The organism is Microcoleus sp. B3-A4, from assembly GCF_036705385.1.
In the GTDB taxonomy this organism is placed as follows: domain Bacteria; phylum Cyanobacteriota; class Cyanobacteriia; order Cyanobacteriales; family Microcoleaceae; genus Microcoleus.
In genome coordinates, this window is sequence record NZ_JAUBUI010000062.1 from 13,176 (window position 1) to 37,880 (window position 24,705).

General features: G+C 43.9%; 28 protein-coding genes. 14 read left to right on the forward strand and 14 right to left on the reverse strand.

Annotation, left to right across the window (positions count from 1 at the left end; genetic code table 11):
• The first annotated feature begins 196 nt into the window (after window positions 1-196).
• Complete coding sequence (gene argS, locus QUB33_RS21255; RefSeq protein ID WP_333353818.1) at window positions 197-1,954, forward strand: arginine--tRNA ligase; 1,758 nt, start codon at window positions 197-199, stop codon at window positions 1,952-1,954.
• 75 nt (window positions 1,955-2,029) lie between these two features.
• On the opposite strand, the gene QUB33_RS21260 is transcribed toward argS, so the two are convergent.
• Complete coding sequence (locus QUB33_RS21260; protein ID WP_172190774.1) at window positions 2,030-2,290, reverse strand: ParE family toxin-like protein; 261 nt, start codon at window positions 2,288-2,290, stop codon at window positions 2,030-2,032.
• Window positions 2,287-2,700 (reverse strand): hypothetical protein, encoded by a 414-nt coding sequence (locus tag QUB33_RS21265; RefSeq protein ID WP_333353821.1) that lies wholly within the window; start codon window positions 2,698-2,700, stop codon window positions 2,287-2,289. The genes QUB33_RS21260 and QUB33_RS21265 overlap by 4 nt, the downstream gene beginning before the upstream one ends.
• A gap of 15 nt (window positions 2,701-2,715) precedes the next feature.
• Between QUB33_RS21265 and QUB33_RS21270 the strand changes: the two genes are divergently transcribed.
• From QUB33_RS21270 to QUB33_RS21280, 3 genes are read left to right on the forward strand one after another with little or no spacing between them, the layout of a single operon-like run.
• Window positions 2,716-2,859 (forward strand): hypothetical protein, encoded by a 144-nt coding sequence (locus QUB33_RS21270; protein ID WP_333353824.1) that lies wholly within the window; start codon window positions 2,716-2,718, stop codon window positions 2,857-2,859.
• Between the two features lie 5 nt (window positions 2,860-2,864).
• Window positions 2,865-3,977, forward strand: a complete 1,113-nt coding sequence (locus tag QUB33_RS21275; RefSeq protein WP_333353827.1) for a restriction endonuclease — start codon at window positions 2,865-2,867, stop codon at window positions 3,975-3,977.
• A 20-nt stretch (window positions 3,978-3,997) separates the two neighbouring features.
• Complete coding sequence (locus QUB33_RS21280) at window positions 3,998-5,854, forward strand: hypothetical protein (RefSeq protein ID WP_333353830.1); 1,857 nt, start codon at window positions 3,998-4,000, stop codon at window positions 5,852-5,854.
• 196 nt (window positions 5,855-6,050) lie between these two features.
• On the opposite strand, the gene QUB33_RS21285 is transcribed toward QUB33_RS21280, so the two are convergent.
• The 3 genes from QUB33_RS21285 to QUB33_RS21295 all read right to left on the reverse strand — a co-directional run bounded on the left by QUB33_RS21285 (window position 6,051) and on the right by QUB33_RS21295 (window position 8,009).
• Entirely contained in the window at window positions 6,051-6,893 is an 843-nt protein-coding gene (locus QUB33_RS21285; RefSeq protein WP_333353833.1) for a YheC/YheD family protein, read from the reverse strand.
• Window positions 6,894-6,980: 87 nt separating this feature from the next.
• Window positions 6,981-7,670 carry an ImmA/IrrE family metallo-endopeptidase gene (locus QUB33_RS21290; RefSeq protein ID WP_242716182.1) on the reverse strand — a complete coding sequence of 230 codons (690 nt, stop codon included), beginning with the start codon at window positions 7,668-7,670 and terminating at the stop codon, window positions 6,981-6,983.
• Window positions 7,671-7,685: 15 nt separating this feature from the next.
• Entirely contained in the window at window positions 7,686-8,009 is a 324-nt protein-coding gene (locus QUB33_RS21295) for a helix-turn-helix domain-containing protein (RefSeq protein WP_006634885.1), read from the reverse strand.
• A 254-nt stretch (window positions 8,010-8,263) separates the two neighbouring features.
• Here QUB33_RS21295 and QUB33_RS21300 point away from each other — a divergent pair, with 254 nt between their 5' ends.
• The 8 genes from QUB33_RS21300 (at window position 8,264) to QUB33_RS21335 (ending at window position 13,722) form a co-directional block, all read left to right on the forward strand.
• A complete protein-coding gene (locus tag QUB33_RS21300) occupies window positions 8,264-8,530 on the forward strand; it encodes a hypothetical protein (RefSeq protein ID WP_006634886.1) in 267 nt (88 codons plus the stop codon).
• Window positions 8,531-8,618: 88 nt separating this feature from the next.
• Window positions 8,619-9,320, forward strand: a complete 702-nt coding sequence (locus tag QUB33_RS21305; RefSeq protein ID WP_333353837.1) for a hypothetical protein — start codon at window positions 8,619-8,621, stop codon at window positions 9,318-9,320.
• 59 nt (window positions 9,321-9,379) lie between these two features.
• Window positions 9,380-9,748: a hypothetical protein gene (locus tag QUB33_RS21310; protein WP_333353840.1), complete on the forward strand. Its 369-nt coding sequence runs from the start codon at window positions 9,380-9,382 to the stop codon at window positions 9,746-9,748.
• 56 nt (window positions 9,749-9,804) lie between these two features.
• The gene (locus tag QUB33_RS21315; protein WP_333353844.1) at window positions 9,805-10,782 is read left to right on the forward strand and encodes a hypothetical protein; all 978 of its coding nucleotides are present in this window, start codon (window positions 9,805-9,807) and stop codon (window positions 10,780-10,782) included.
• 76 nt (window positions 10,783-10,858) lie between these two features.
• Entirely contained in the window at window positions 10,859-11,938 is a 1,080-nt protein-coding gene (locus QUB33_RS21320; RefSeq protein WP_333353847.1) for a hypothetical protein, read from the forward strand.
• A 146-nt stretch (window positions 11,939-12,084) separates the two neighbouring features.
• Complete coding sequence (locus QUB33_RS21325) at window positions 12,085-12,810, forward strand: DUF433 domain-containing protein (RefSeq protein WP_333207730.1); 726 nt, start codon at window positions 12,085-12,087, stop codon at window positions 12,808-12,810.
• On the forward strand, window positions 12,807-13,244 hold the full coding sequence (locus tag QUB33_RS21330; protein ID WP_333207731.1) for a PIN-like domain-containing protein: 438 nt from the start codon (window positions 12,807-12,809) through the stop codon (window positions 13,242-13,244). Before QUB33_RS21325 ends, QUB33_RS21330 begins: the two co-directional genes overlap by 4 nt.
• 196 nt (window positions 13,245-13,440) lie before the next feature.
• A complete protein-coding gene (locus QUB33_RS21335) occupies window positions 13,441-13,722 on the forward strand; it encodes a YiaA/YiaB family inner membrane protein (RefSeq protein ID WP_333139957.1) in 282 nt (93 codons plus the stop codon).
• 95 nt (window positions 13,723-13,817) lie between these two features.
• Here the strand turns inward: QUB33_RS21335 and QUB33_RS21340 are convergent, their stop codons facing one another.
• The 8 genes from QUB33_RS21340 to QUB33_RS21375 all read right to left on the reverse strand — a co-directional run bounded on the left by QUB33_RS21340 (window position 13,818) and on the right by QUB33_RS21375 (window position 22,531).
• Complete coding sequence (locus tag QUB33_RS21340) at window positions 13,818-14,288, reverse strand: ferredoxin (protein WP_333353851.1); 471 nt, start codon at window positions 14,286-14,288, stop codon at window positions 13,818-13,820.
• A 77-nt stretch (window positions 14,289-14,365) separates the two neighbouring features.
• Window positions 14,366-14,752, reverse strand: a complete 387-nt coding sequence (locus QUB33_RS21345; RefSeq protein WP_242716193.1) for a DUF1257 domain-containing protein — start codon at window positions 14,750-14,752, stop codon at window positions 14,366-14,368.
• 40 nt (window positions 14,753-14,792) lie between these two features.
• The gene (locus QUB33_RS21350; RefSeq protein ID WP_015176940.1) at window positions 14,793-15,002 is read right to left on the reverse strand and encodes a DUF2997 domain-containing protein; all 210 of its coding nucleotides are present in this window, start codon (window positions 15,000-15,002) and stop codon (window positions 14,793-14,795) included.
• 484 nt (window positions 15,003-15,486) lie between these two features.
• The gene (locus QUB33_RS21355) at window positions 15,487-16,680 is read right to left on the reverse strand and encodes a transposase (RefSeq protein WP_333353855.1); all 1,194 of its coding nucleotides are present in this window, start codon (window positions 16,678-16,680) and stop codon (window positions 15,487-15,489) included.
• A gap of 289 nt (window positions 16,681-16,969) precedes the next feature.
• Complete coding sequence (locus QUB33_RS21360) at window positions 16,970-18,262, reverse strand: response regulator (RefSeq protein WP_333353858.1); 1,293 nt, start codon at window positions 18,260-18,262, stop codon at window positions 16,970-16,972.
• A gap of 60 nt (window positions 18,263-18,322) precedes the next feature.
• Window positions 18,323-20,833 carry an ATP-binding protein gene (locus QUB33_RS21365; RefSeq protein WP_333353861.1) on the reverse strand — a complete coding sequence of 837 codons (2,511 nt, stop codon included), beginning with the start codon at window positions 20,831-20,833 and terminating at the stop codon, window positions 18,323-18,325.
• 27 nt (window positions 20,834-20,860) lie between these two features.
• Window positions 20,861-21,649, reverse strand: a complete 789-nt coding sequence (modA, locus tag QUB33_RS21370; protein WP_333353864.1) for a molybdate ABC transporter substrate-binding protein — start codon at window positions 21,647-21,649, stop codon at window positions 20,861-20,863.
• 99 nt (window positions 21,650-21,748) lie between these two features.
• On the reverse strand, window positions 21,749-22,531 hold the full coding sequence (locus tag QUB33_RS21375; protein ID WP_333353867.1) for a class I SAM-dependent methyltransferase: 783 nt from the start codon (window positions 22,529-22,531) through the stop codon (window positions 21,749-21,751).
• A gap of 4 nt (window positions 22,532-22,535) precedes the next feature.
• Between QUB33_RS21375 and QUB33_RS21380 the strand changes: the two genes are divergently transcribed.
• Window positions 22,536-22,715: a DUF1348 family protein gene (locus QUB33_RS21380; RefSeq protein ID WP_333353870.1), complete on the forward strand. Its 180-nt coding sequence runs from the start codon at window positions 22,536-22,538 to the stop codon at window positions 22,713-22,715.
• A 32-nt stretch (window positions 22,716-22,747) separates the two neighbouring features.
• Entirely contained in the window at window positions 22,748-22,804 is a 57-nt protein-coding gene (locus QUB33_RS21385) for a hypothetical protein (protein ID WP_333353882.1), read from the forward strand.
• Between the two features lie 465 nt (window positions 22,805-23,269).
• Here QUB33_RS21385 and QUB33_RS21390 read toward each other — a convergent pair whose 3' ends face one another.
• Window positions 23,270-23,512 (reverse strand): hypothetical protein, encoded by a 243-nt coding sequence (locus QUB33_RS21390; protein WP_333353874.1) that lies wholly within the window; start codon window positions 23,510-23,512, stop codon window positions 23,270-23,272.
• Window positions 23,513-24,705 lie beyond the last annotated feature (1,193 nt).

Consider the following 24,705-nt stretch of genomic DNA (forward strand, 5'->3'; position numbering starts at 1 on the left):
CTATGTGTTACCACTGCTAGTGATTTTGATCGCATCACCAGCTCAAAGCTAAGTACAAAATTTCCTAGTAGGTGAGGAGAGGGGGAGAGGAGCAGAGGGAGAGAACCAGAGGGAAATTACCTAAGTAGTAAGAGTATTATTGGCACAAAGTGCTTAATCTAGAGTTTAAAATAAACATCCAATCAAAATATTCAAGATGAACTCGATCGTCCAACAGTTAAAAGCAAAATTTGAAAAAGCATTCACCGCTGCATTCGGCGAAAGTTATGCAGGTGCAGATCCGATGCTAGCCGCCGCCAGCAATCCCAACTTTGGGGACTTTCAGTGCAACGCGGCGATGAGTTTGGGGAAAAAGTTAGGAAAGCCGCCACGGGCGATCGCCTCGACAATTATCGAAAACCTAGATATTACTGACATCTGCGAAACCCCTGAAATCGCCGGGCCAGGTTTTATCAATTTGAAGCTGAAACCGGCTTATTTGGAAGCGCAAATTAGTGCGATCGCCGGCGACTCGCGTTTGGGGATTGAACTCGCCAAAACGCCTCAGACAATCGCGATCGACTTTTCGAGTCCGAATATAGCCAAAGAAATGCACGTCGGACACTTGCGATCGACAATCATCGGAGATGCGATCGCCCGCATCCTCGAATTTCAAGGCCACGACGTACTCAGAATCAACCACATCGGCGACTGGGGCACGCAATTCGGAATGCTGATCGCATATTTGCGCGAAGTTCACCCTGAAGCGCTCACAACCGCTGACGCCCTAGATTTAGGCGATTTAGTCGCATTTTACCGCCAAGCAAAACAGCGCTTCGACGCAGACGAAACCTTCAAAGAAACCGCCCGCCAAGAAGTAGTAAAACTGCAAGCAGGCGCCGAAGACACCCGCCGCGCTTGGAAATTGCTGTGCGATCAATCGCGCCGTGAATTTCAAGTAATCTACGACTTGCTCGATATCAAATTAACCGAACGCGGCGAATCGTTTTACAATCCTCTATTGCCCGCAGTAGTCGAAGATTTAACCAACTTAGGTTTGCTAGTAGAAAGTGACGGCGCAAAATGCGTTTTTGTAGACGGTTTCACCAACAAAGAAGGTGAACCACTGCCGCTAATTGTCCAAAAAACTGACGGCGGCTACAATTACGCCACAACAGATTTAGCAGCAGTGCGCTACCGCATCCAAAAAGACAACGCAAAACGCTTAATTTACGTCACCGATTCGGGACAAGCAAACCACTTTGCCCAAGTATTTGCAGTAGCGAGAAAAGCCGGTTGGATTCCTGAAGATGTGGAAATTGTCCACATTCCTTTCGGTTTGGTATTGGGAGAAGACGGCAAAAAATTAAAAACTCGTTCTGGCGAAACAGTGCGGTTGCAGGATTTGTTAGATGAGGCGATCGTCCGCACGCGCCAAGATTTAGAAGACAGATTAAAAGCCGAGGAAAGACAGGAAACAGAGGAATTCATTGCTAACGTATCTCGAACAGTTGGTTTGAGTGCCGTTAAGTATGCCGATTTAAGTCAAAATCGCGCCAGCAACTATATTTTCAGTTACGACAAAATGCTTGCATTGCAAGGAAATACCGCTCCTTATATGCTGTATGCTTACGTGCGCGTGCAGGGAATTCGCCGCAAAGGTGAGATTAATTTCGATAATTTAGATGCTGGTGCGAAAGTGATTTTGCAGTCTGATGCCGAGTTGGTATTGGCAAAGCATTTATTGCAGTTGAATGAAGTTGTGAATGCTGTTGGCGGCGATTTGTTGCCGAATCGGATTTGTCAGTATTTGTTTGAATTGAGTCAAAAGTTCAATCAATTTTTTGAGCAATGTCCGGTTTTGAAAGCTGAGGAACCGTTGCGGACTTCGCGGTTAATTTTGTGCGATTTGACGGCGAGGACTTTGAAGTTGGGTTTGGAGTTGTTGGGGATTAAGGTATTGGAAAGGATGTAACTTTTTAACCGAAAACAAACAAAGAGGGAGCGCTTTTTTAAAGATAAAAAGTTAGAAAATCTGGGCTAATTTATACTAGAAGAAACGTTCATAATCATCGTGGTTTCCAATCCAAAACCATGTCACGGTATCTCCTTGTAAAATCCCCACTGCTCGATAGCCGCGCGTGATTCTCGCAGACCAGATATTTTCTTCCTGGTTGATGCACTTGAAGTGCAAAGATCGATGAAAGGGATTTTCCAGCCAGAAACGATAAGCTTTTCTAGCTTGCTCCTTTACTCTACTGTCAAGAGAATTGTATTTTTCCCAAAAGGAAGGAAGGGTGGCAGATTTCATAACTCATTGAGTCTCATTTCCTGTGCCTTTCCTTCAGCAATTTCTTGTTTTGCGCGTTGGGCAGCAGCCACAAGTTGCGGTTGCGTTTTCTTGAAAGATTCGTCCCATTGAAGCTCATCTTTTAATTCTGCGATATACTCTTTCAAGTATTCTGCTACTTGCTGCTGTAAAGTTTCTGGCAGAGACTGCATCATCTCGATCGCTGCATCAATACCTTCCCACAGTTCAGAAACCGGTACAGTCTCTCCTGTCATTGCTTCGTGCCATCCTTGACGAAAACTGTCTTCGGCTGACTTCAGCGGTTCCTCATCAGCAAGAACGATGATGCGAACTCTGCGATCGGCAAATTTGGCTGATTGGGCGAGAATTTCTTCCCAAGTTCCTTCTAGTTCTAGTAGTTGTGTTGTCATTTTTTTCATGGAATTGTGACTAAGTTTATTTTAGCGTCTGAAGAAGTGCGATCGCCCCTTCCTGCGTCAAATTTCAGGCTAATGGGAATATTTTTCGATGTTGCTAAAGACAGTATGTTATACTTTTTGGTGGAAAGTATTGAAATTGATACTAGATAGCCGTAATGCCTGAAAACATTAAGCCGATTCAAAAGATTCTCTTTGGTAGTCCAGGGACGGGAAAAAGCTACCAGATTCGGAAAATTGCTATAGATAAATTAAAAATTCCTTTCGATGAAGCTACGCAAATGCTTAGTAACACTGTCAAGACAGTGTTTCATCCAGAGTACACCTATGCTGATTTTATGGGAAAATTGTTGCCACTCACCCAAGGCAACTCGATTATTTATAAATTTTATCCCGGGCATTTTCTCCACATCTTGGGAATGGCATACCAAGGTTTAATTGATGGGAATAAAGACCATTACCTGCTGGTCATTGATGAATTAAATCGAGGCAATGCTGCTGCTATTTTTGGAACTGTATTTCAGTTACTCGATCGCGAAAGTGATGGCTGGTCGAGTTATGAAGTGGATATTTCTGAAATGGAGTTAGTGGGATTATTGGAAGGAATGGAACTGAAACCAACCATTGATAGTCATGGAGTAATGTCTGTCTACGTCAAAGAAGAATTCGCTACAAAAAAGTGTGAAGATTTTTTTCCACACAAAAAAGATGAGTTAGCAGCAAAAAATAATTCTGCTGGTAGCAGAGTATTTAGCCTTCTACAACAACGGCGAATTAATATTCCACATAACTTGTCTATTATCGCGACAATTAATACTTCGGATGAATCAATTTACTACCTTGATAGTGCCTTTAAGCGGCGGTGGGGCTGGGAATATGTTAAGGCTCCAGGTGAAGGGATTATAAATATTCCCGAAGAATTGCGAGATGTGAAGTTAGTAATTGATGGTGAGGAACAAAGAGCGTGGTCACAGTATATTGTTGGAATAAATAAATTTATTAAATCAAATCATCAGGTGATTCGGCGGATTGAAGATAAACAAATTGGTTGGTGGTTCATTAAACCAGAAGATGGCAAAGTGGATCTCGATCAAGTAAAAGATAAATTAATGTTTTATCTTTGGGATAGTGTATTTGCAAGAGATAAACGACCGTTAGAGGATGAGTTGTCTAAATTAACAAATCAGCAGATAAAATTAACATCCTATTCAGACTTTCTCGATTTAATGGAAGAATTTATGACGATAGTAGGTGAACTAGGTAAAAAATAGTTTTTTAGGCTTTGTAAATTATGATTAACTTCAATTCGTTAAAGTTAAGAGTACGCGAAAATTACTCAGAAAATTACTCATTTGTTGGCATTCAAAAGCAAGATGACGAACTGTACTTTTATGTACCTAAAGGATTTGATGATCGACTATCTGAGCTTGACACCTTTGTAGGTAAACGAGATTTATTTTTCCTACTATACAAAATTCTCGGCACTTTTAAACAAATCTGTATTGAGAAGGGTTATATAGATGATATTGGTAAGTTGGGCATACAGGATCGTGATGGTGTAATTAACAGTCATCGCGGTTCTGAAATTGAAGATGATCAAGACGAATCAGAAAATATATTCTACTCGAAACTAGACATTATTACTCACTTTTTGGAGGCTTATGACGAACCTAAAATTTTAGCCCTTGCTTATAGATTGGGCAGAAGTAATAAGTTTGATGTCAGCCTGATTCATCGCTACTTACACCAAGCTGTGTATTTACCTAATCATGCAGCTTATGTCGATGAAATGCTATTTCCACGACGAGTAATGCAGTTTGAATCTACTGATATTGTCACGATGTATTGCTATATCTTTTGCGAGATTAAGCAGCAACTTGGAGAGGTAGTAAATGCTGAAATTACAGCACTAGCTGAGCAATTCCGTCAGCACCATTTCGGAAATCAAGACAGTCTTTTTGATGAACAGAGTTATGGGCAGGTTTTAGATATACTTAAGGATGCCTTAGAAATAATTGACCATAATACACCGATCAAAGATGTTGATTATTGGCAATATTACGAAGTAATTAACTTATTTCTTTATGGCAATTGGCATCAAGCAGAAAATGGTGAAATTTGGGGTATTAAAAATTTTCATAGTGTTTGGGAGTCGATGTGTTTGACTTATCTAGTACAAATAGTCAATCCCTCATTGTTACTGTACTTGGATGATCGCTATCTAAGTTCTCGGACAGTGGAAAGAGCAAAAGCATCTGCTAAGCTCATTGACTTATCGAATACTTTTAAGATCAATGGTTCTTCGATGATTCCAGATGCGATTGTCTTTGAATCAATTATCTATAAAATTAAGGGTGATAAGACTTATACAGAGTGGCCTAATAATTGGTGGGATTACGTTGATATATTCAATAGATATTATACCACCTTTGGCGGTTTCTATAATAAAATAAAAATTGGTTATCTTGGCCAAGAAACGAATAATCATACAATCAAAAAATTACAGGAATTATATAAGATTGATAGTTCGGGGTATGTGATTATTGATGCTCCGTTACCCACTAATTTCTACTCTTTTTGGAAAATTTCTTGTCCCCTTGATTCAGAATATCTTCATAAGATGTATTACTTCAATCATTTCTTTTATTTAGCCATAAAAAAACAGATTATGGACTGGGATAGATTTAATAAAGAAATTCTTCAACCCTTGGGTATATTTTCTGGACCTCTCTATAAAGGTTCACGATCTGATGTTTTTAATGCTTCACTTTTTATCGAATGGGATCTTAAAGATATAAAAACACAATTTAATAATTTAATTCGACAATTTTTAAATCAATATGAAGAATATTTTGAAATAATCGACATCAAATACTTAGACGCTAAATACTTCCGAGATCCCAACAAAATTGAAGAAATTAAACGTAGAAGTATCCGTAAACAGTTTGTCTATGAGCACTTGCTTCAAAAGACTTTAGAGAATAAAAAGGATCAATACAGTAATTTGAGTATTCGGAGTAGCTTTTGGCTCCCTAGCTACCTACCTGATGATGCAGAATTGTTACAAGATAGCTCGACTTTCATGGATGGCTACATTAAATTAAAAAATGTGAATTTTAAGTTATTGGCTGAAACCTATTTCGCTTAAAGCCTTTCAGCTAATATACAGCTTATAGCCATCCTCAATGAGTCGTAACAAGATGTAGGGGTAGTGCCCCCGTGCCTACCCCGGCCAAAGCGGGGCAACCACGGGGGGTTTGCCCCTACAAGAATTACACAAATGATTTAGCATTGCTATGCACCACATTCATCTAAATACGATCGAGTACATTCAAATCGAGCATTTACGGCTTTTTGTTAACAACCAAGGTATCCAAGATGCCTTTAAACATTGTTACGACAATTTGGCGATCGTTATCTCTCACAAATATATCGTAATTGGGACTTGAGTTAATTTCAATTAACCAATATGCTCCGTTTTTATCTAGCGCGATGTCAAACCCAGCATAATTAATCGCAATTTCTGCAAAAACAGGTTTAACAAAATCTTCAATCTCAGACATGAGATTGGGGTTAATTATACGTTTGGCTTTTGCACCTTCCCAGTGCAGCGGGCTTAAATTCCCCGCAAATTTAGCCTGAGATTTGTCTTTCTCGTACAGCAAAACTAGCTTTTCTTTGCAGAATACAGCCCGATATTCGTGGGCAATTTCGATATATTCTTGAGCTAGCGCCACATAGTCATAATCTTTGCTGTTGACGTTAAATATAATTTCTAGGGCTGCTTTAATTTGCTCTCTACTTTCACACAAAAAAACATTGTTGCCACCAGCACCGCGATTTCTTTTGAGAATCACCGGGAAAGCAAATTTTTTGTTTACTTCTAAAACTATTGATTCAATATCTGGGAAACTCAAATACTTTTTATACTTCTCCTCGCAGTGAGGCGAGACAAAACCGAGAGTTCGGGGAGTATTTATTTTGCCGTTTAACAGTTGATAGGTATATTGTTTGTCTTTAAAAATCTCTGCTACTGACGCGCTGTTAAATGGCGTCATGTAATTGACAAAATAATATTCTTCGCCGCCCTGTTTGAGTCTAATCAAGTTTTGGGAAGGATGCAGGATTTCGTAAGGGATATTTAATTCCTCACAAGCTGCCAGCAGGATTTCAATATTGGTTAGCATAAAATGTAACTTAATTAGAAATTAATTTTAAAGATTTGAGATTTGAGAATTGCTTCCAAATCTCAAACCTCAAATTAGATCGCACTTCTATCCAAACAATCGCTGCTGCCCGTTTGCCGCATCTTTCCCGGCATAAATCTCGCGCGTTCCCTTGGGAATGTAAATCCAATCGAATTCTTGCAAGCGGTTTGTCAAATTGGAAATGCTCACTCCCAATTCATCTCTCATTTTGTATAAATGCGACCACTTAGTTAAATCGCGTCCCTGTCTTTTTTCCTCCAAAATACACCGAGGCATCAACAAACAGCTTGCAAAATATTGCGCTTGCCATTCGATCGACAAAACCTTATTATCCGCACTCGCACCCCGACAAACAAACGGTTCCTCGACATCAGACGCTGTTTTTCCTTCATTGCCTAAGTTTAATTCCAACTGTTCCACAGTGCCGTCTGCTTCGTCTTGATTGACGTGTAGCACCCAGTGTCCGATTTCGTGGGCGATCGTCGATTCGATGAAGCCCGGCGGTTTTTCGAGAATCTGTTCGTTGATTTCGATTAACCGCTGCTGCGGCAAAATCCTCGCGGCGATCGCACCTTCTTCATCCGGCTCAATGCACTCCCAAACTACGCCTAAATCCAGAAAATCAGCAACGGTTGTCGCATCAAAAGGCCATCTCGGAGCAAAATTTTGCGTTTTCTGCATCTGCATCAAGATGTCATTTGCCAAACGCTCGATCGATTCTTTGGGATAGAAGCAATACGGCTTAAAAATACTCACTATGAGGGGCCTCTCTTACGCTTCAAAAGACTGTTTGAGCCAATCGGGATTTTCTTGCATCCGGCGGAAAAGAGCCTGCATTTCCTTGGGATTCTGCTTCAGCAGCGCTTCGTACTGCTGCGGCAGTCTCCCCGCCAAGAAAATCAATTCCTCTTCGTTTATGTCTAGATTCCGCGCTAACGCTCGGATTACCTCCTCTTTTGGCGCATAATCCGCTCGATCGTTCTCCAACTTCGACAAATAAGTAAAGTCCACACTTAGCATAGCTGCTAGCTCACGTTGTGAGTAAGCTTTGTCCTTGCGAGCTTGACGGATCAGTCTTCCAAATGTTTGTTCCACGGTTTTTCGCCTCCTGACAAGCATTCTAGCCTGTTTTGATGAAAAGTTCAACAAAATACTTGACGGGAAAATCAACCCGCGCTACCATGAGGTTAGTTGACGGTTTAATCAACCATTAAAGCCGGACTGGTAGAGTTAACGGTGCAAATTAGCCTAGCTCACACGCTACATATAGCGTCGTCAACTTCAGAGGAGTGAGAAGCGCTGGGCGTCAAAACGCTTGTACGCAGCAAATAAGGAGGAGCAGATCGCAAATGCTGAGAACCTGGACAGACACGCATTACAAGCTCGAAGACGATGACTGGCTATACATCGCCACCCACGAAGAACAAAGCTCAGCCTCACTGGTTTGTCCCGGCTACGCGCGGGATGGCGAAGGCTTCAGCATCCACTTCACCCCAGCGCACTTAGAAACATTAGAGCATTTGCTCGCCGCGCTGCGGATTATTAAAGCTCAACAAGAGGCGATGCTTGAGTATACCTATCCAGAACCAAAAGCGACAACACATCTGATTAGGTAATCGAAGTTCGGCCACGAGCAATGTACGAGATTTAACGGATTACCAATTCCCCGTAAAGCAGCAATAAATAACTAAGGAAAAACCAACCATGACTAAAACACAAGAAAGACCTACATTTTCAGTATTTGGTGCCAAACCGAGCAATGCTTTGCTAGTACCGGAAATCCCGATCGCCGTCCGCAATAACTGTCAGATTGGCCAATGGGCGATCGGCGATACCGCCTATGGTTCCAAATGCTCGATGACTATTCTGAAATTTTCCAAATTTTTCGGCAGTTTAGGTCAAACTTCGCACACATTGTGGGGCCAACTGTGGTTTGTCGCAGAAACCGGCGAACTGCCGCAAGGAGTTGTCATGGTGACATACATCAAAAACCGCAGTTTAAGCGATTTTAACGGCTTAGTTGCCTCAGTTCAATCTCGCGGAGTAGAGCCTGCTACAGGTATTTTCATTCCCGAGTTTACCCAGCATTCCGGCGAAAAACCAGACGACAGCGGATTCGTTAAACCAATCAATTATTACAGTTTAAAATGGTCGTGGATGGAGCGAAGCAACTGGGCAGTTATCGACCAAGCAGCAGCAATTTTGTCAGATTCTAGCAATCAATCGCGGATGATTGACTTAGAAGGAACGCGGCAAATGGTGTGTTTGGATAATCTCCCTCCCCAGGAAGTGGCGCGCTTAATGGCTGCTAACGGTAGCGGTGAAAGCGATGCTATGACTTTGAATTCCAACGGCGGTATGTCACTACCGCCAGCCGAAGACAAATCTACTGCTGACTTGTTCTAATTCTGTTGTAAAGGCGCGATTAAATCGCGCCTTTACCATAACTGTTACCACAGATTGAAATGAAGAAATTAACCAAGCTGAAAACCAAAGCAAACCTGCAAGAAAGCCGTTTGAGAGAGAATTTTGAGCTGCTCGACCAAATTCGAGCCGACGCAGTTAACGACATCGAAAGTCTCACCCAAGACTTCCAACACATGACTTTAGTTGCCGAATCCGTCCAGCGGAATTACCGAGCTTTGTTAGCCGAAAATCAATTGCTAAAAGGCACACTTTTGAGTATAATTGATGAGTGCGGCTGCTGGCAAGGAAATCGGTGCGATCGCTGCTGGAAACTTCTCAAAATTCTAGCCTGCGATAATTCAGAAGAAAAACCCGACGCAGCCAGCAAGTACCGAGCCATTCTCAACCAACTCCGCAACTTAGAATAACTGAAAAAGTTTCACTCAAAAGCCTCGAAAAGTTATAATCAGGAGAAGCAAAAATTATGACAATAGCAACTGCCAAGGATAGCAAAGCCCAAATTTTGCAAAACTTTCAGCAGATTTTAGCCGACCACAAAAAGATCGAATCTAAAGTAGAAACCAAAGAACAGTCAGCCGAAAAAGCCAAAAACAAACAACTCCTCGAAGTCGCTTCCACTTACACAATTGACAGCATCGTCAAAGGCTTGGCTGACTTGCAATTAGATTTCGGCAGCATCACCAGCGGACTTTCCGAAAAACTAAAGGCGGAATCTTCCAAATTAGACGAATTAAAACGCGCGATCGAAATTGAAGCCCAACAATTGCAAGAGTTGCAGCAAATCAGAGTTGTAGCAGACGCCCTCCACATTTTAACTCAAGAGCACCGAGAAAAACTGACCCTGCTCGAACAAAACAGCGCCAACCAGCGCGAACTCATCGAAAAAGACACCACCCAAAAACGCAAAGTTTGGGAAAAAGAACAGCAAGAGTTTGACATAGCAATTCAAGAAGAGATTGCACTAACAACAAAAGAACGCCAGCGGGAAGCAGCAGATTATCACTACGAATTAGAACGCACCCGCAAAGTCGAAACTGACGAATACGAAGAAACAAAACGTAAATTAGAACGGGAATTGCAACAATCTACTCGCGAAAAAGAGAAAAACTGGGTAGAACGTGAACAACTCCTGAGTGACAATCAAGCTGAGTTTGAAGAGAATCAAAAGAAAGCCGCTGGATTTGAAGAAGAACTAAAACAGGCTTATGTCAAAGCCAAAGAAGAAGCAATTCAAGAAGTTTCTCGCGAAGCTAAAGTTAAGGCTGATTTGGTGGAGAAAGAATGGGAAGGCACTAAGCAAGGATATGAATTGAAAGCGCAATCTTTGCAGCAGACTATTGAGCGACAAACCGAACAAATCGCCGAAATTTCCGCGCAACTGCAAGCCACGATGAAGCAAGCGCAAGATTTGGCAATGAAAGCTTTTGCCAGCAAAGCTTAAAACCCAGTAAGGTGTGCAATGCCCACCTTACGGAAAAATGACAGAAATTTTCCCAACTATTAAGGAATGAAAAGTCATGAACAAAAGAGTTAGCGACAAAAGCACCAAGGCTGAAATTTTAGAAGCGTACAAGGAAGCAGCGCAAGAAAAAGCGCAGTTAGAATCGCAAATCCAACAGCTAAACGCTTCCCAAAAGCAAAAACCAGCCCCAGAAAAACCTATTGTGGAGGCACAAAAACCAATGGCTTTAACTCAAAATCCACAAAAAATGCAGTCTACAATCGACAATTTGATTTTGCTGCAATTTGGCTTTGGTGGCGCTGTCAGTGAGTTGTCTGAGAAATTAACTTCTGAAGCGGCTAAACTCGAAGAATTGCGGCGCACTGTGGGCGAGGAAATCCAACAACTGCAAGAGTTGCACAGTTTAGAAGATGTTGCAGAAGATACGCTGGACAATTTAATTCAACAGTACGAAGAAAGTGCGAAAACTTTTGCTGGCGAACTCAGCGAACAGCGCGAAACTGTTGAACAGGAATTGTTGGAACGCCGGCAAGCTTGGGAAAAAGAGCAAGAACTCCAAAAGTTGGCCGTTAAAGAACGCAATGAGCATCACCAAAAAGCTCGCGATCGGGATGAAGAGTTGTATTATTATGATTTGAATCTTCAGCGAAATCTGGACATCGAAGAATACGAACAGCGCCAGAAAAGGCTGTATCAAGAAATCGAAGAGTTTCAGCAAGAACAGGAGAAACAGTGGGCGGAACGCGAAAAATCTATTTCGGAACGGGAAAAACTTTATGCTGAGGTGAAAGCTAAGGTAGAAGCTTTCCCGAAAGAACTGGAAGCTAATATTAAGAACGGGAAAGATAACGGCCGCAATATTGGCAATTATCAAGCTAAAGTTAAGGCGGATTTGTCTGCTAAAGATATCGAAGGGCAAAAGCAAAATTATGAACTGCAAATTCAAGGGATGTTGCAGACAATTCAAAATCAAGATGCGCGCCTTGCTAGCTTGTCGAAACAACTGGATTCTGCTTTGAAACAGGTTCAAGATTTGGCGGTGAAGGCGATTGAGGGCTCATCGAATTTGAGTTCTTTGCAAGCAGTCAGGGAAATTGCGATCGAACAAGCGAAGACTCAGCAAAAAAATAAGTAATCCGTAGCGTTTTTAGGAGCTAATTAGGTTGCTTTAGATACCCGATTTCTTGAAGAAGTCGGGTATCTGGGTATGGAAGGGAGAGATTTTTGCGATCGCCCGCGAACTGTGCAAAAATATAAGTATTTAGGATTAGGACAACTGCTATGCTTGAGACTAACTACTTCGATCCGCGCGAGATTCCTATATATTCTATCCCTCAAGCAGCGCAATATCTCAGGCTGCCGAAGGATAGGTTGCGATCTTGGGTTGGTGGCTGGTACTCGAAAACAAAAGCGGACAAGCGCTCCTTTGAGCCACTGATTAAGTTACCTCACCCCAACAATTTTGAACTGCTTCCCCAGTCCAAAACTACACTACTTTCTTTCATAAATTTGGTAGAGGCTCATGTCTTGATTGCCATTTTTAAGGCTACTGGCTTCTCCCGAAAACAACTTAGCACTGCACTCGACTACATCAACGATCATCTTTCGACTCCTAAATTATATGCTGGAAGGGAGTTTCAAATCAAGGGAATAGATCTTTTATTTGAGAGATTCGGACAGCAGCTTGCAGCACGCGACAGGGAACAGGAAGCGAGGCAAATTTTAGAAACTTATTTCGATCGCATTGTACGAGATAAAGCTGGATTACCTATCAAACTCTTCCCTTTTACCAAATTATCAGGTTCCGACGAACCTAAAACAGTGATGATTGACCCCAGAATATCATTTGGCCGTCCAGTTTTAGCTGGAACTGGCATTCCCACAGCTATGCTTGCGGAACGCTACAAAGCTGGGGATTCCATCGATGAACTTGCCGAAGACTACAATTGCGATCGGCTCCAAATAGAGGAAGGTATTCGCTGCGAACTTCCGCTAGTAGCAGTATGAATGAGATATTTTTCATAGACAGATGTTTAGGAAAGAAACTGGCAGATCCACTACGAAATAAGGGGGCTACAGTAGAAATTCACGACGATCATTTTAAGCAAGATATCGAGGATAAGGATTGGCTGAGGATAGTTGGAGAGCGCAATTGGGTGGTATTAACAAAGGACAAGAAAATCGCTACCCGTCCTTTGGAGTTATTAGCCGTGGCTCAAGGCAATGTACGGCTTTTTGCATTTGTGGACGGCGATGTTCCTGGAGTTGTAGTGGCACAAGCTTTTGTAAATGCCTTAGAAAATATGCAACGATTTATTCTGGGGAATCAAGCACCTTTCATCGCTAAGGTACACCAGTCGGGTTTGGTAAAGTCCTGCAAGAACCGAAAAGAACTTTTGAAAATGCTCCCTAAAACCACATCCCAAATCAATCTCCCTTAGTCCAGTTTTCCAACTGTCCACTCGCTGCGAGTCTTCCTTGAGCCTTAAACCCTATCTACAGCGTTCTAATTTTTAGTAAAAAGCCCGATCGCACTGTTCACTTATCGAAACTGTCCCTTCCTCTCCTGACCGCTTCAGTCGCACTCTTTATGCTTTAAGTTAATCCACCAAAAGATATATTTGATCGAGAGGCACTATGCAGAAACAAATCTTACGTCAAAAAGATACTAATGCTTGGATACTTCAGTGCTGGGTTTCTTTTATTGTTGCGATTTCCGCAACTACTGTAGGTATCATTTATTTACAGGTAGACCCCTGGCAAAAAGCTTTTATGGGTATGGGTTTAACTTTTTCAGTCGGCTCGTCTTTTACTTTAGCAAAAACCATTCGCGATAACAACGAGGCAACAACATTAACTGCCAGAATCGACGAAGCTAGAGTTGAGAAAATTCTCGCAGAGCACCATCCTCTCAAATAAACTTGAATTATACAATGTATACAACAAACAGCCCGGGCGGGCTGTTTTTGTTGTTTGAGCCACAGGTTTCAAGCTGTGGATGTGAATTGGGGATTTCAATGGCTACCTTTGAACTTACGATCGCGCAACTTATTCTTTTGTCGCTGACGAACACCGGCCTGAACCATCGCAAAATCCACTGGAAAACCAACGACAGGAATCACCTGATCCTTGCGTTCTTCTTCCAGATTCTTGAGTTCGGTGTAATCAACCCAGTGAATGCAATTCACCGGACAAGTGTCGATCGCCTCAGCAATCAACTCTTCAGAATCCCCGTCTTGTCGAACTACACGCGATCGACCGTAATCCGGTTCAATATAAAAAGTATTGCGAGCAACGTGAGCGCAGTGCTTGCAGCCAATGCAGGTAATCTCATCAACATAGACACCTTTTTGGCGCAACACGCCGCCCAACTCCGGTTCCAAACCAGAGCGATCGGGTGCATCCCGCAAAAAACCTCCCAACTCCGGCTCTAAACCAGAGCGATCGCTTGCTGTATCTATTCCGAGTCCAGAAAGCTCAGACATTTAGACCCCCACAAGAGTAAATAAGCCCGCCTGAGCGGACTTTGATGAAACAAGATTGCAAAAACCTCGAAAAATTATTAAGCGCACCAGCGTTGCACCACCAAGCGGAGCGAACCGTCTTGATTTTGCTTTTGCTCAGAAATTTGGAAACCCTGCTTAGCGCTTTCATTCACCACAGTATGGTAAGCGTAGCGCTGAGTCACCTTATTCAGAAAACGGTCTACAGACCAAGCTTGCTGCCAAAATTGCAAGTCAGCCACCAATTCATACTCAGTCCCGTTCCAGCTAAAACCTACGTCGTAGCCGTTTTTTTGCTCAATCACGACCTCAGCGGTGCTGGTTAGGCCGCGATAGCCACGCACCTCAGTCGGGCCCGACTTCCAGTCGATACCCAAGTCAGTTAAAGCAGCTTCCAAAGAATTCAAATTGCGGATCTGGGTCTTAATTTGGCTAAAGTGTGACATGGTGATTCCAAAAAAAATTAAGTGAACTCAACAACAAAAATTACCAATCGCTAAAAGCCACTTGGGCCGTCGCTTCGGCTGACTGATGCAGCGCTTGCGTGAAATATTCAGATGTTGACTCTTGGTGAAGCACCACGCCGAGCTGAGCTTCAATTGCAGCCGTTACCTCAGCACAGGAAGCACCGACAATGCCGGTGACCGTTTCCTGTACGCGGCCATCTGGATAGATCACAAACTCTAGTGTTTCCATAATGCGGGCTGACTGAATAGGAATATTGAGAACAGACACCGACACCAGCAAGCCAGGGACGATGCCTCCTGAAGTAGCTTCTTGAGAGTTGGCTGACTGACAAAGCGCTATATCAATTTTGACGAATTGATAGGTTTTGAGTCACAACTTAACAGAACTTATTAATAGGTAGAAGCAATACATCAGTTGTATGTAAAGTTTCGCGTAGATCGTGACAGCAGTCAAGTCATACATGAGTCGCGAATATTAGCAACGGCTATTTGGGATTGATCCTGGGGGAGGGAGGATGGAGCCCGAGATAGTAGGCCGAGGGTAAAGTGCCGTGTGCTTCGCCCTACAGTAAGCTGTTGGGCATCTAAATTTTATTTTTCGGGCGGGCGGGATACCCCACAAGAATTCTATCGGAAGTGACGATAAAACTTAGATGCGTCTGGGCTTATCTGTTCTTGACACTCCCGGGCGTGAACGCGCGGGGATTCTTGGTTCAGCCAGTTGATTTGCTCGTTGATGTCGCCACTAACAAGTAGAGATCAGTCTGTCCCCAAGCGTTAATTTCGGTGTGCCCCACCGTATTTAAATTAATTCCTGCTTGCTTCAACCCTTTAGCCAAAATGTTGCGAGCCGCGTTGTGGTCACGATCTAGTATCGCACCGCAGCCGCAAATATGGGTTCTGGTTGACAACGTTTTCTTAACAAGATTGCCACAATTTGAACAGTCTTGGGAAGTATACTGAGGCCCAACAGCAATCACTGTTTTACCGTATACTTTTCCAAAGTATTGCAACCATTGAGCAAACTGTGACCACGCTGCATCACTAATAGATTTAGCAAGCTTGTGGTTCTTAACCATATTCCGCATCTGAAGCTCTTCGTAGGCTACAAAATCGCTAGATTTCACCGCGCACAACGCCGTCTTGATGGCGAAGCCTTTACGCTGCCTGCTGACCTTCAAGTGCTTTCTTCCTAACTTGTTAATCGCTTTTTTCCGATTGCCAGAACCTTTCTTCTTTCGAGAAACCCGCTTCTGCAATCTTTTTAAAGCTTTTTCACTTTTTCGGAGGTAGCGAGGGTTGGGAACTGTGTCGCCATCACTGTCGGTATAGAAATGGTTCAATCCCACATCTATTCCAATAGCTTTACCAGTAAAGACAAATTCCTCTTTTCGCTCCACATTTATACAAAATTGGACGTAGTACCCGTCCGCACGACGCACAACCCTGATTCGTTTAATCTCATCGGGAGCATAGAAATGCAAATCCCGACTGCCGACTAACTTAAACTTCCCAGCAGCAAAGCCGTCCTTAAATGTTAAACATCTTTTGTCGGCAGAAAGCAGCCATCCTGATGTTTTGTATTCGACGGAACGAGTATGCTTTTTGAACCGTGGGTATCCCTTTTGGCCGGGTTTTTTGGCTTGGCAATTAGCGAAAAAACGTTGGATCGCAAAAATGGCACGTTCAGCCGAGGCTTGACGTGCCATCGAGTTAAGCTTGCCTGCCCATTCAAACTCTTTTGCCATAATGGCACATTGTTTGTATAAGTCTACTAACTTAACTCCTTGATTATCGCTCCAATATCTAAGAGTTTTATTTCGGACAAATTGAGCTGTTCTGATCATGTCGTCGATGACCCGATATTGCTGCGCTTTGCCTTTTAACTTAAACTCTAATGTGATCATGTAGTTAGTCTATCACACCCGTAAATCACGACGCTTATAAAGTGTGTTTAATTTATAAATTTTTAGCCTTTATAGAAATTAAAGCCGTCCAAGAAGGACGGCTTTAGACCCCAAAATTTTGGTAAAAAATAGTTGAATGCGTTACTGGTAGGCGTTAAGGTGCGTAATGCACACCCTACAGTATTAGTTGGTGAGTAAGTCCTGTTACCATAAAATCCTAATTACTATTCTCTAAGATAAAAAGTATTCAAATTGATTGATAATTGTTGCAGCAACCGTAACCCTTCTTTTAAGCAACCTGTGCCATGACCTGCCGCAGCGGAATCTGTACTACAAACTCAGTGCCCTTCTCCAGAGTGGAATGACACTCAATCTTGCCGCCGTGTTTTTCAGTGACGATTTGATGACTGATCGACAGTCCCAAACCACTGCCTTTGCCCACGGGTTTGGTGGTGAAGAACGGATCGAATAGTTTAGAGCGAATGAGTTCCGGGATACCGACTCCATTATCGGCAATGCTAATCGCGATCGAGTTAGCACTACCGATCGAGGTGCTGATGGTAATGGTAGGTTGTTGGTTATCCCTGACACCTGATGTCTGCAAGGCATCGATCGCATTACTGATGATATTCATGAATACCTGGTTGAGTTGACTCGGGTGGCATTCGACCTCCGGTAATTGCCCGTAGTTTTTGATGACTTGGATTGCAGGAAAATCGGGTCTGGCTTTCAGACGGTGTTGCAAAATCAACAGAGTGCTGTCGATACCTGCATGGATATCAACGGGTTTGCAATCGGCTTCATCAAGGCGGGAGAAGTTGCACAGCGAGAGCACCAGTTGGCGAATCCGATCGCTCCCCATTTTCATCGAACCCAGCACCTTCCAAAAATCCTCTTGCAAAAATTCCAGATCCAGGTATTCTGCCCGCTCTCGGATTTCTGCTACCGGATTGGGATAGTGCTTTTGGTACAGTTGCACCAAGTCCAGCAGCTCCTGAGTGTATTCTTTGACATAGTTCAGGTTGCCTTGAATGAAATTCACCGGGTTGTTGATTTCGTGTGCCACTCCCGCCACCAATTGGGCTAGGGCAGACATTTTTTCACCTTGCACGAGATGCACTTGGGCTTGCTTGAAACTTTCTAAGGCCTGGTTGAGTTCGTTGGTGCGCTGTTCCATGATCCGGGTGGCATTCCGCAGTTGGAGATGCACCCGAATCCGTGCCAAGACTTCTTCATGCTGAATCGGCTTGGTGATGTAGTCTACAGCACCCAGGCTCAGCCCTTTGACCTGATCCACCGAGTCGGAGAGGGCGGTCATGAAAATAACAGGAATATCGCGAGTGGCCGGATTAGCTTTGAGTCGCTGACAGGTTTCAAAGCCATCGATCCCTGGCATCATCACATCCAGCAAAATCAAATTTGGCTCAGACGATTGCACTCGTTGCAGGGCAGTTTCACCATTTTTGGCGATCGCCACCCGGTAGCCCTGTTCGCTCAACACATCAAACAATACTTGCAGATTGGTTGGGGTATCATCTACGACTAAGATCGTGTTTTCTTGAGACATAGAATAGACTGACATTAGCAAACTCCTAAACGTATTTAAGGGATGAATTGTTCATGGTAGATCGATATTAAGTGGCTAAACCTGTGGCTCGATTAGACGCAGAATGGCTTCCTCATCAAACTGTTGACTCAGTTCTAGAACTCGGTTCGCAAAGGCAATATATTCCGGCGTTAATTGCTTCAAGCGATGGGCTTCCTGCTGGATATCGGTCATAAAACCACCCTGAGCCGCAGCATAAAGGGTTGCCAGTTCTGCAGCAGGCGGTATTATCATGCTAACCTCATCGGCGTTGCTGACAGCGGGTTGAGTCGCCTCTGTTTCAGTTTCGTAAATCCACTGCAATTCTAGATATCGCTGCAATTCGGCAAGCAACCCTGTAAACTCGATCGGTTTAGGGAAAAAGCTATTGCACCCTGCATCCAGACTTTCCTGTATATCCACCTGAGACAGGGTAGCAGGGGAGGCAATGATCGGAGTTTGGGCAAAGTCTGGCAATTGTCGCAGGCGACGGGTCATTTCTAAGCCATCCATAATCGCCATATGTACATCGGTAATAATCAAGTCGGGTCGCGTCTGGATAGTGGTATCCAAACCTGCTTGCCCATTATCAGCTTCTGTCAGCTTGAAGCCCAGCGGTTCCAACATATTCACTGCCACCAGACGGTTTTCTTCGCGATCGTCAATGACCAGAATTTTGCGTCGTTCGCCCTGATAGCCAATAACCTTGTGGTTGGCGATCGCATTTTGTGTTGTCCAATCCGATGCTGGAAGCAAGTCGATCTCAAACCAGAAACTGCTGCCCTGGCCCAATACACTCTCGACGTGAATTTCGCTATCCATCTTCTCGATGATTTGTTGACCGATGGCAAGTCCTAGTCCAGTGCCTTCGATGTTGCGATCGCGTTTCCCGGCCTGCTCAAAGGGTAAGAAAATCGTGGATAGTTTGTCTGGGGCAATGCCAATGCCAGTGTCTTTAATTAGGAAGCGAATTCTTGAAATTTTTGAGTTTTGAGTTTTGAGTTCTGAATTTGAGTCTTCTGACTCCACCACTTCTACCCGAAACGTGACGGTGCCAAAATCGGTAAATTTGACCGCATTGCTGAGCAGGTTGAGCAACACTTGCCGCAGGCGTTTGTCGTCAGCATGGACAGCAGTGGGCAGGTTGCTGGCGGGCTGGTAATGAAACTCCACGCCTTTTTGCACTGCCTTGACGCGGCAAATATCCACAGTAGAAGAGAGGAAGTTAGCCAGATGGAAATCTTGGGGATAGAGTTCCATCTTTTGCACTTCCAGCTTGGACAGATCCAGAATGTCGTTGATCAGGGTGAGTAAATGGGAACCGCATTGATAAATCACCCCCAATCCTTTCATCTGTTTGGCGGTGGTGGCGGGGTCGCGCTGGAGGATTTGGGTATAGCCGAGGATGCCGTTGAGGGGGGTGCGGAGTTCATGGTTCATGTTGGCAAGAAATTCGCTCTTGGTGCGGTTGGCAACTTCGGCAGCTTCTTTTGCCCGCAATATTTGTAGTTCTGTGGACTTACGATCGCTAGTATCGTGGCACACAACAACTCCCCCTTTCAATGCACCACTGGCATCTTTGAGCGGTCTGCTACTAACAGTCATCCAGACGCCCTGTTGGGCTTTGCTATGACGGCTAAGAAGTTCCATATTGTCTACCTGCTCACCCCTAACAGCCCGCACTAAAGGAATTTGCTCCGCTAGGATCGGAGTTGCCCCATCGGCATGAAACAGTCCATATTGCTCCGACCATTCTTCCGGCTGGCTGTCGGTTATTTTGCCAAACATCTGCTCGGCAGCGGGGTTAAACAGCAGCAATCGACCATTTTCATCGGCAACGAGCACGGCATCGCTCATGCTGTTGAGGATTAGTTGCAACAGGCTAGTCTGGTTTTGAAACGTCTGGTTACTTTGCTGAAGGTCGGTTTCGGCTTGATTCCGCTTCAGGATTTCACTGCAAATCAGGCGGTAAGTCCACAAAATTATTCCTAGGTTGAGGGCGATGCCCACCAGAAATGCCATCATTGCCAGAAGGGTTGTGTGGGTGGCAGCTTGCTGTTTCTGGCGCCACCCTACGGTTTCGATCGCTTTGATCTGCTGGGTCAGCAGCGTCATCTCGTCAAGCAGTCGTGGGGGGGTGCGATCGATCGCCGCCGCCAGCCCTTTGGTGTCCCGGAGTTCCACGCCCTGCCGGAGTTCCCCCAGGCGACCCAGGATAAATTCTTCAAGGCGCTTGGTAGCTGCCTGTTGGCGGGGATCGTTCTCTAGCAAGCTTTGCAATTGTCGCAATTCTTGATCGACATCGATCGTCCGAAGCCCAAATTTCCTGAAGTCATTTTTGTTTGGCGCGAGCAGGTATTGCCGCTGCATCTTTTCAGCATCCTGAAATGCACTGGTCAACGCTTCCAAACAATTGAGCGCTTTTAGATGTTGGGCGATCTGGCGGTTAGTTTCTAAGGTGCGGTTAGCGCTCCAAAATGCGATTCCACTCACTGCTAATGCCAGGAAAGTGGTTGCTCCCAGGCTCCCGGCAACGATTTTGAGAAAGTTAGAGGGTTGTTTAATCATGTCTGTCTCGTGCTTAGTTTCGTCGATCTAAGACCGCAGGGGGCGGAGTCCAAATTTTTGAAAGACTGCCATTGCCTGATCTGTGCTTAAAAAGTCCAGATACGCCTGCATTTCCTGGAGATGGGGGGAGGCTTTAACCACAGCGGCACCGGAGCGAATTGGCTCATAGAGGTCGGGCGATACGGTGGCTAACACCTTGACCTTGGCAAAGGCTTTGGCTTCTGGCAGAAAGGTAATGCCCACGTCTGCCTCTCCCTGCTCGACGGCTCGCAAGACTTCCCGCACATCCACCTTTGCCCAGACTGCCTTGGACTCCACTGCCTGAAGGATGCCTAACCGACTCAGAATGGCGTGGGTATAATTGCCAAGCGACAGGTCTTTGTTGCCTATTGCCACCGTTTTGAGGCGATCGCTCGCTAACTCGTGCAAATCAGTCAGTTGCACCGCAGAATCAGCCGCAGCAATCACCACAATATCGGTGGTCACTAACTCCCGACGGCTTTCGGGCAGAATTAGCCCTTGGGCTTGCAACACATCCAGCGGTGCAATATCGGCGAACCAAACCCCATCAAAAGGTTCTCCCTGGTCAACGGCTGCCCGGATTAAGCCAGCTCCGGCAAATGTCGGATTCAACCAGATATGGGGGTGTTCCTGCTGATAGAGTCGATCAATTTCCTCCACGGCAGTGCGAACCATGCCTGACACAGCCAAATTGAGCGTCACCGCCTGGATTTGGGGTGCCCTGGAGCAACTACCCAGCCAGAGGGTGAGCGTCAAGGAGAAGAAGCACAATGTCAGCCATCGGAGGAGTTTCATATCAGGTTTCGTGAGATTTCAGTTTCTAAGCCCTGGATGGGGCTGTAAATTTCGGAACAGTCACTACAGCGACTCTCGGTTGTCTTTAATATAAAGTCTCTAATATAATTTCTTGGCAATGATACAAACCATTCCATTAATCATCTCCTTCTGAAGTACCTGTAAACCTATTTCAGATAGCCGATCGCACAACCAATTTTTATTGAGCCTCAGTTTTTGGTAAGAACTGGCACTGAATGACCACCCATCGCCCTGTTTTTGATAGAGTAAGTCATGGACTGCTACGCTGTTTTCCTGATACTCCAAGAAACAAGTGAGGATTGTAAATTCATCACTTTGTACAGGAATAAAACGCTGAGTTCCATGAAGCTCTGCTGAAACATAATCGCGGAAAGTTAAAATCAACATCCCATTCTCAATCAGCGAGCGATCAATGTCCAAAAGTAATGAATCGACAGCACTCAATGATTCTAGGTGTGTAAGTGTGTCGCCCATGCAAACAATGAGCTGCGCCTGTTCCTGAATATGTTGCGAGAAATTAAGCAGATCGTCGTGAAGGGTACGGATGGAAAGATGTTTAGCGCGATCGCGTAACTCTGAAAGTAGGGCATCACAGAAATCTATAGCTACTACCGAAAAGCCTAATTTCGCTAAAGGAATAGATTGAAATCCTGAGCCTGCACCTAAATCAATGGCTAATCCTCGCGGTGCGGAGTCGAGCCCCAATTGACAAAAAAGAGCGTGATTTCGTTCGATCGCTGCTTCAGGGTTTCCTGACATCCAACTGTAAACGGCAGCAAGTTGCTGGTTATAGTGGTCTTGTGCTGTGTTCATTATTATGCTATGTTCGATGACTCCTTGAAAAGGAGCAAAATCATTCAACCCGATGGAAGCTCAACCACCACTGCCACCTTTTACGCGGGAAACTGCTAAAACTAAAATTCAAATCGCAGAAGATGACTGGAATAGTCGCGATCCAAAACGAGTAGCTTTAGCTTACACCGAAGATTCACCGTGGCGTAACCCTAATTTTTCAGGGGCAGGTAACAAACCAAGGCTTTATTAAAACGAAAGTGGGCAAAAGAACTCGACTACTGTTTGAAAAATGAACTGTGGAGTTTTACAAAGAAGCTGATTTCTGTGCGCTTTGAATAGCAGTGGCACGAGGGTCAGAGTGCGGATTTGTTCCTTGAAATAATCCCAAAATATCCAAGGAAGAGGGAAAGGGGAAGAGGTGAAAGGGTGACAAAAATGGCTACAAGACTCTTCTGGTCAGCTTTGCAGCTTGACGGGGTGACAACAAGAGTCTAAACCTTGATCAAATAAAGGACATAGCCCTTAGACCCATCTGAAAAAACGGTAGTTTATTGCGCCTAATTATCATTAATTCAGTAATACTATCTTGAGAAAATTTCATGTTAATTACCCAAGATTGACCGTACAATCCTATCTAAAAACTACTACTATGACGACGTAGCGAGCACCCGCACTCTGTTACCCTACATATTTTTGCACTCCCCTTTTCTTTATTTTTTGACCTTGTATTATCGCACAACTGTAGGCGAGCGGTATCAATAATATTAAACTGCTTAATCGTTGGTTATTAGGGTGACTTCTCTCTCAATTATAACCACCAGTTTTACAATCTTTAAACATCGCTTCAATCCCACTCCGACATTTGAAACTATCGATCGATTGTTTTAAACGGCCGACAACATTAGTCAAAAGATACCAACCTTCATCCTCTTGTTTGATTCGATATTTTCCTCGCCAATAACCAGCGATATCAAAATTCCCAAAACCTTTTTGTGGGGTAAATTTTGTTTCGACTAAATAAATGCTAGTTCCCGGCACTAAACCCATGTCAGATAAGCGAATGTAATCAGAGTTCTCCTCCTGGATATAGCGCCCTTGTTTGACTCTAAAAATAAACTTTACTTGTCTCTCACAGAGCCACGATGCGAGCTTTACACTACCAAATTCCCGTGAAGCGAAGCTATCCCGTTCGCGAAGCGTTCCCGTTCCCCGTAGGGGTTCCCGTAGGGTAGGGTAGGGAATCGCCTAACACAATCATTTCATAATCTGATAGCAACTCTAACACAGGAGTGAGTAGAGCTTTTTGTTCGTCAATATTACTACATCCTCTTTTGTCTAGCAATCGCCAGTATAAAGGGATACTTCGTTTTTCCCAAATTAGGCTAACCATAAATACATTATGCGCTCGCCACTGCTTTCTATCGATCGCAAGTTTCAAAGGTTGAGATTTGTTAAATTTAGCTGGTAAATTTTCTTTAACAAGTGGAAACCATAGGCTTTCTCTGTTCAGGGAGTCTAATTTCAGAAATCTTTGTAGGCTACGCCTCCGACTCTCAAATTGAATGGATAAGGCCAGAAAGAAGCCCATAATTCAATACTAACTTGTTTATGGCTCTGCAACAGATATACCAGAGCTTTGAGCGTATGGTACTCTGTCGGTTTGAGTTGTTTTTATAGATGGTTTTGGTAAAATTGAGGAAACATAATTATGTAGGTGGGGACACTTAATTATGTAGATGGGGACACTTAAACGACGTAGACCCCATCTTTTTTTAGCTCAACTTGGCCAAATCCGCCACCGGTGGGGCTTTTGACGGGGTTGTCACCCCGTCAGGGTACAGGGTTAATAGCAGACCGATTAATTAAAATAATTCTCTTGATTACAATTGCCTATAGTCGTGACATTATTGAAGGTACTATAGTCAAAAGGAAGCATTTACAAAAGTAAATTTATCGCATCAAGAAACCCCAAAAAACTTATCGCAGACGCAGTACATTCGGGAGTGGCAATGATAGCCAACAGTGGGTTAATTATCTTAAAAAATATGCTGAACCTGTGGAAGAGTTAATGAAGTTAACTCGTAATAAGCGTCACTTCGATCAAAAAGGTCTCAGGACTAGAACCTTGCTCAGGCAAGGTTTCTAGCTATATTTGTTACCCCCAGTAAGTAGGTCGGCGGGAAAAATCACCAGTATGTAACAAAACATTAAGTAGGGTGACGGGACTTAAATTTAATACG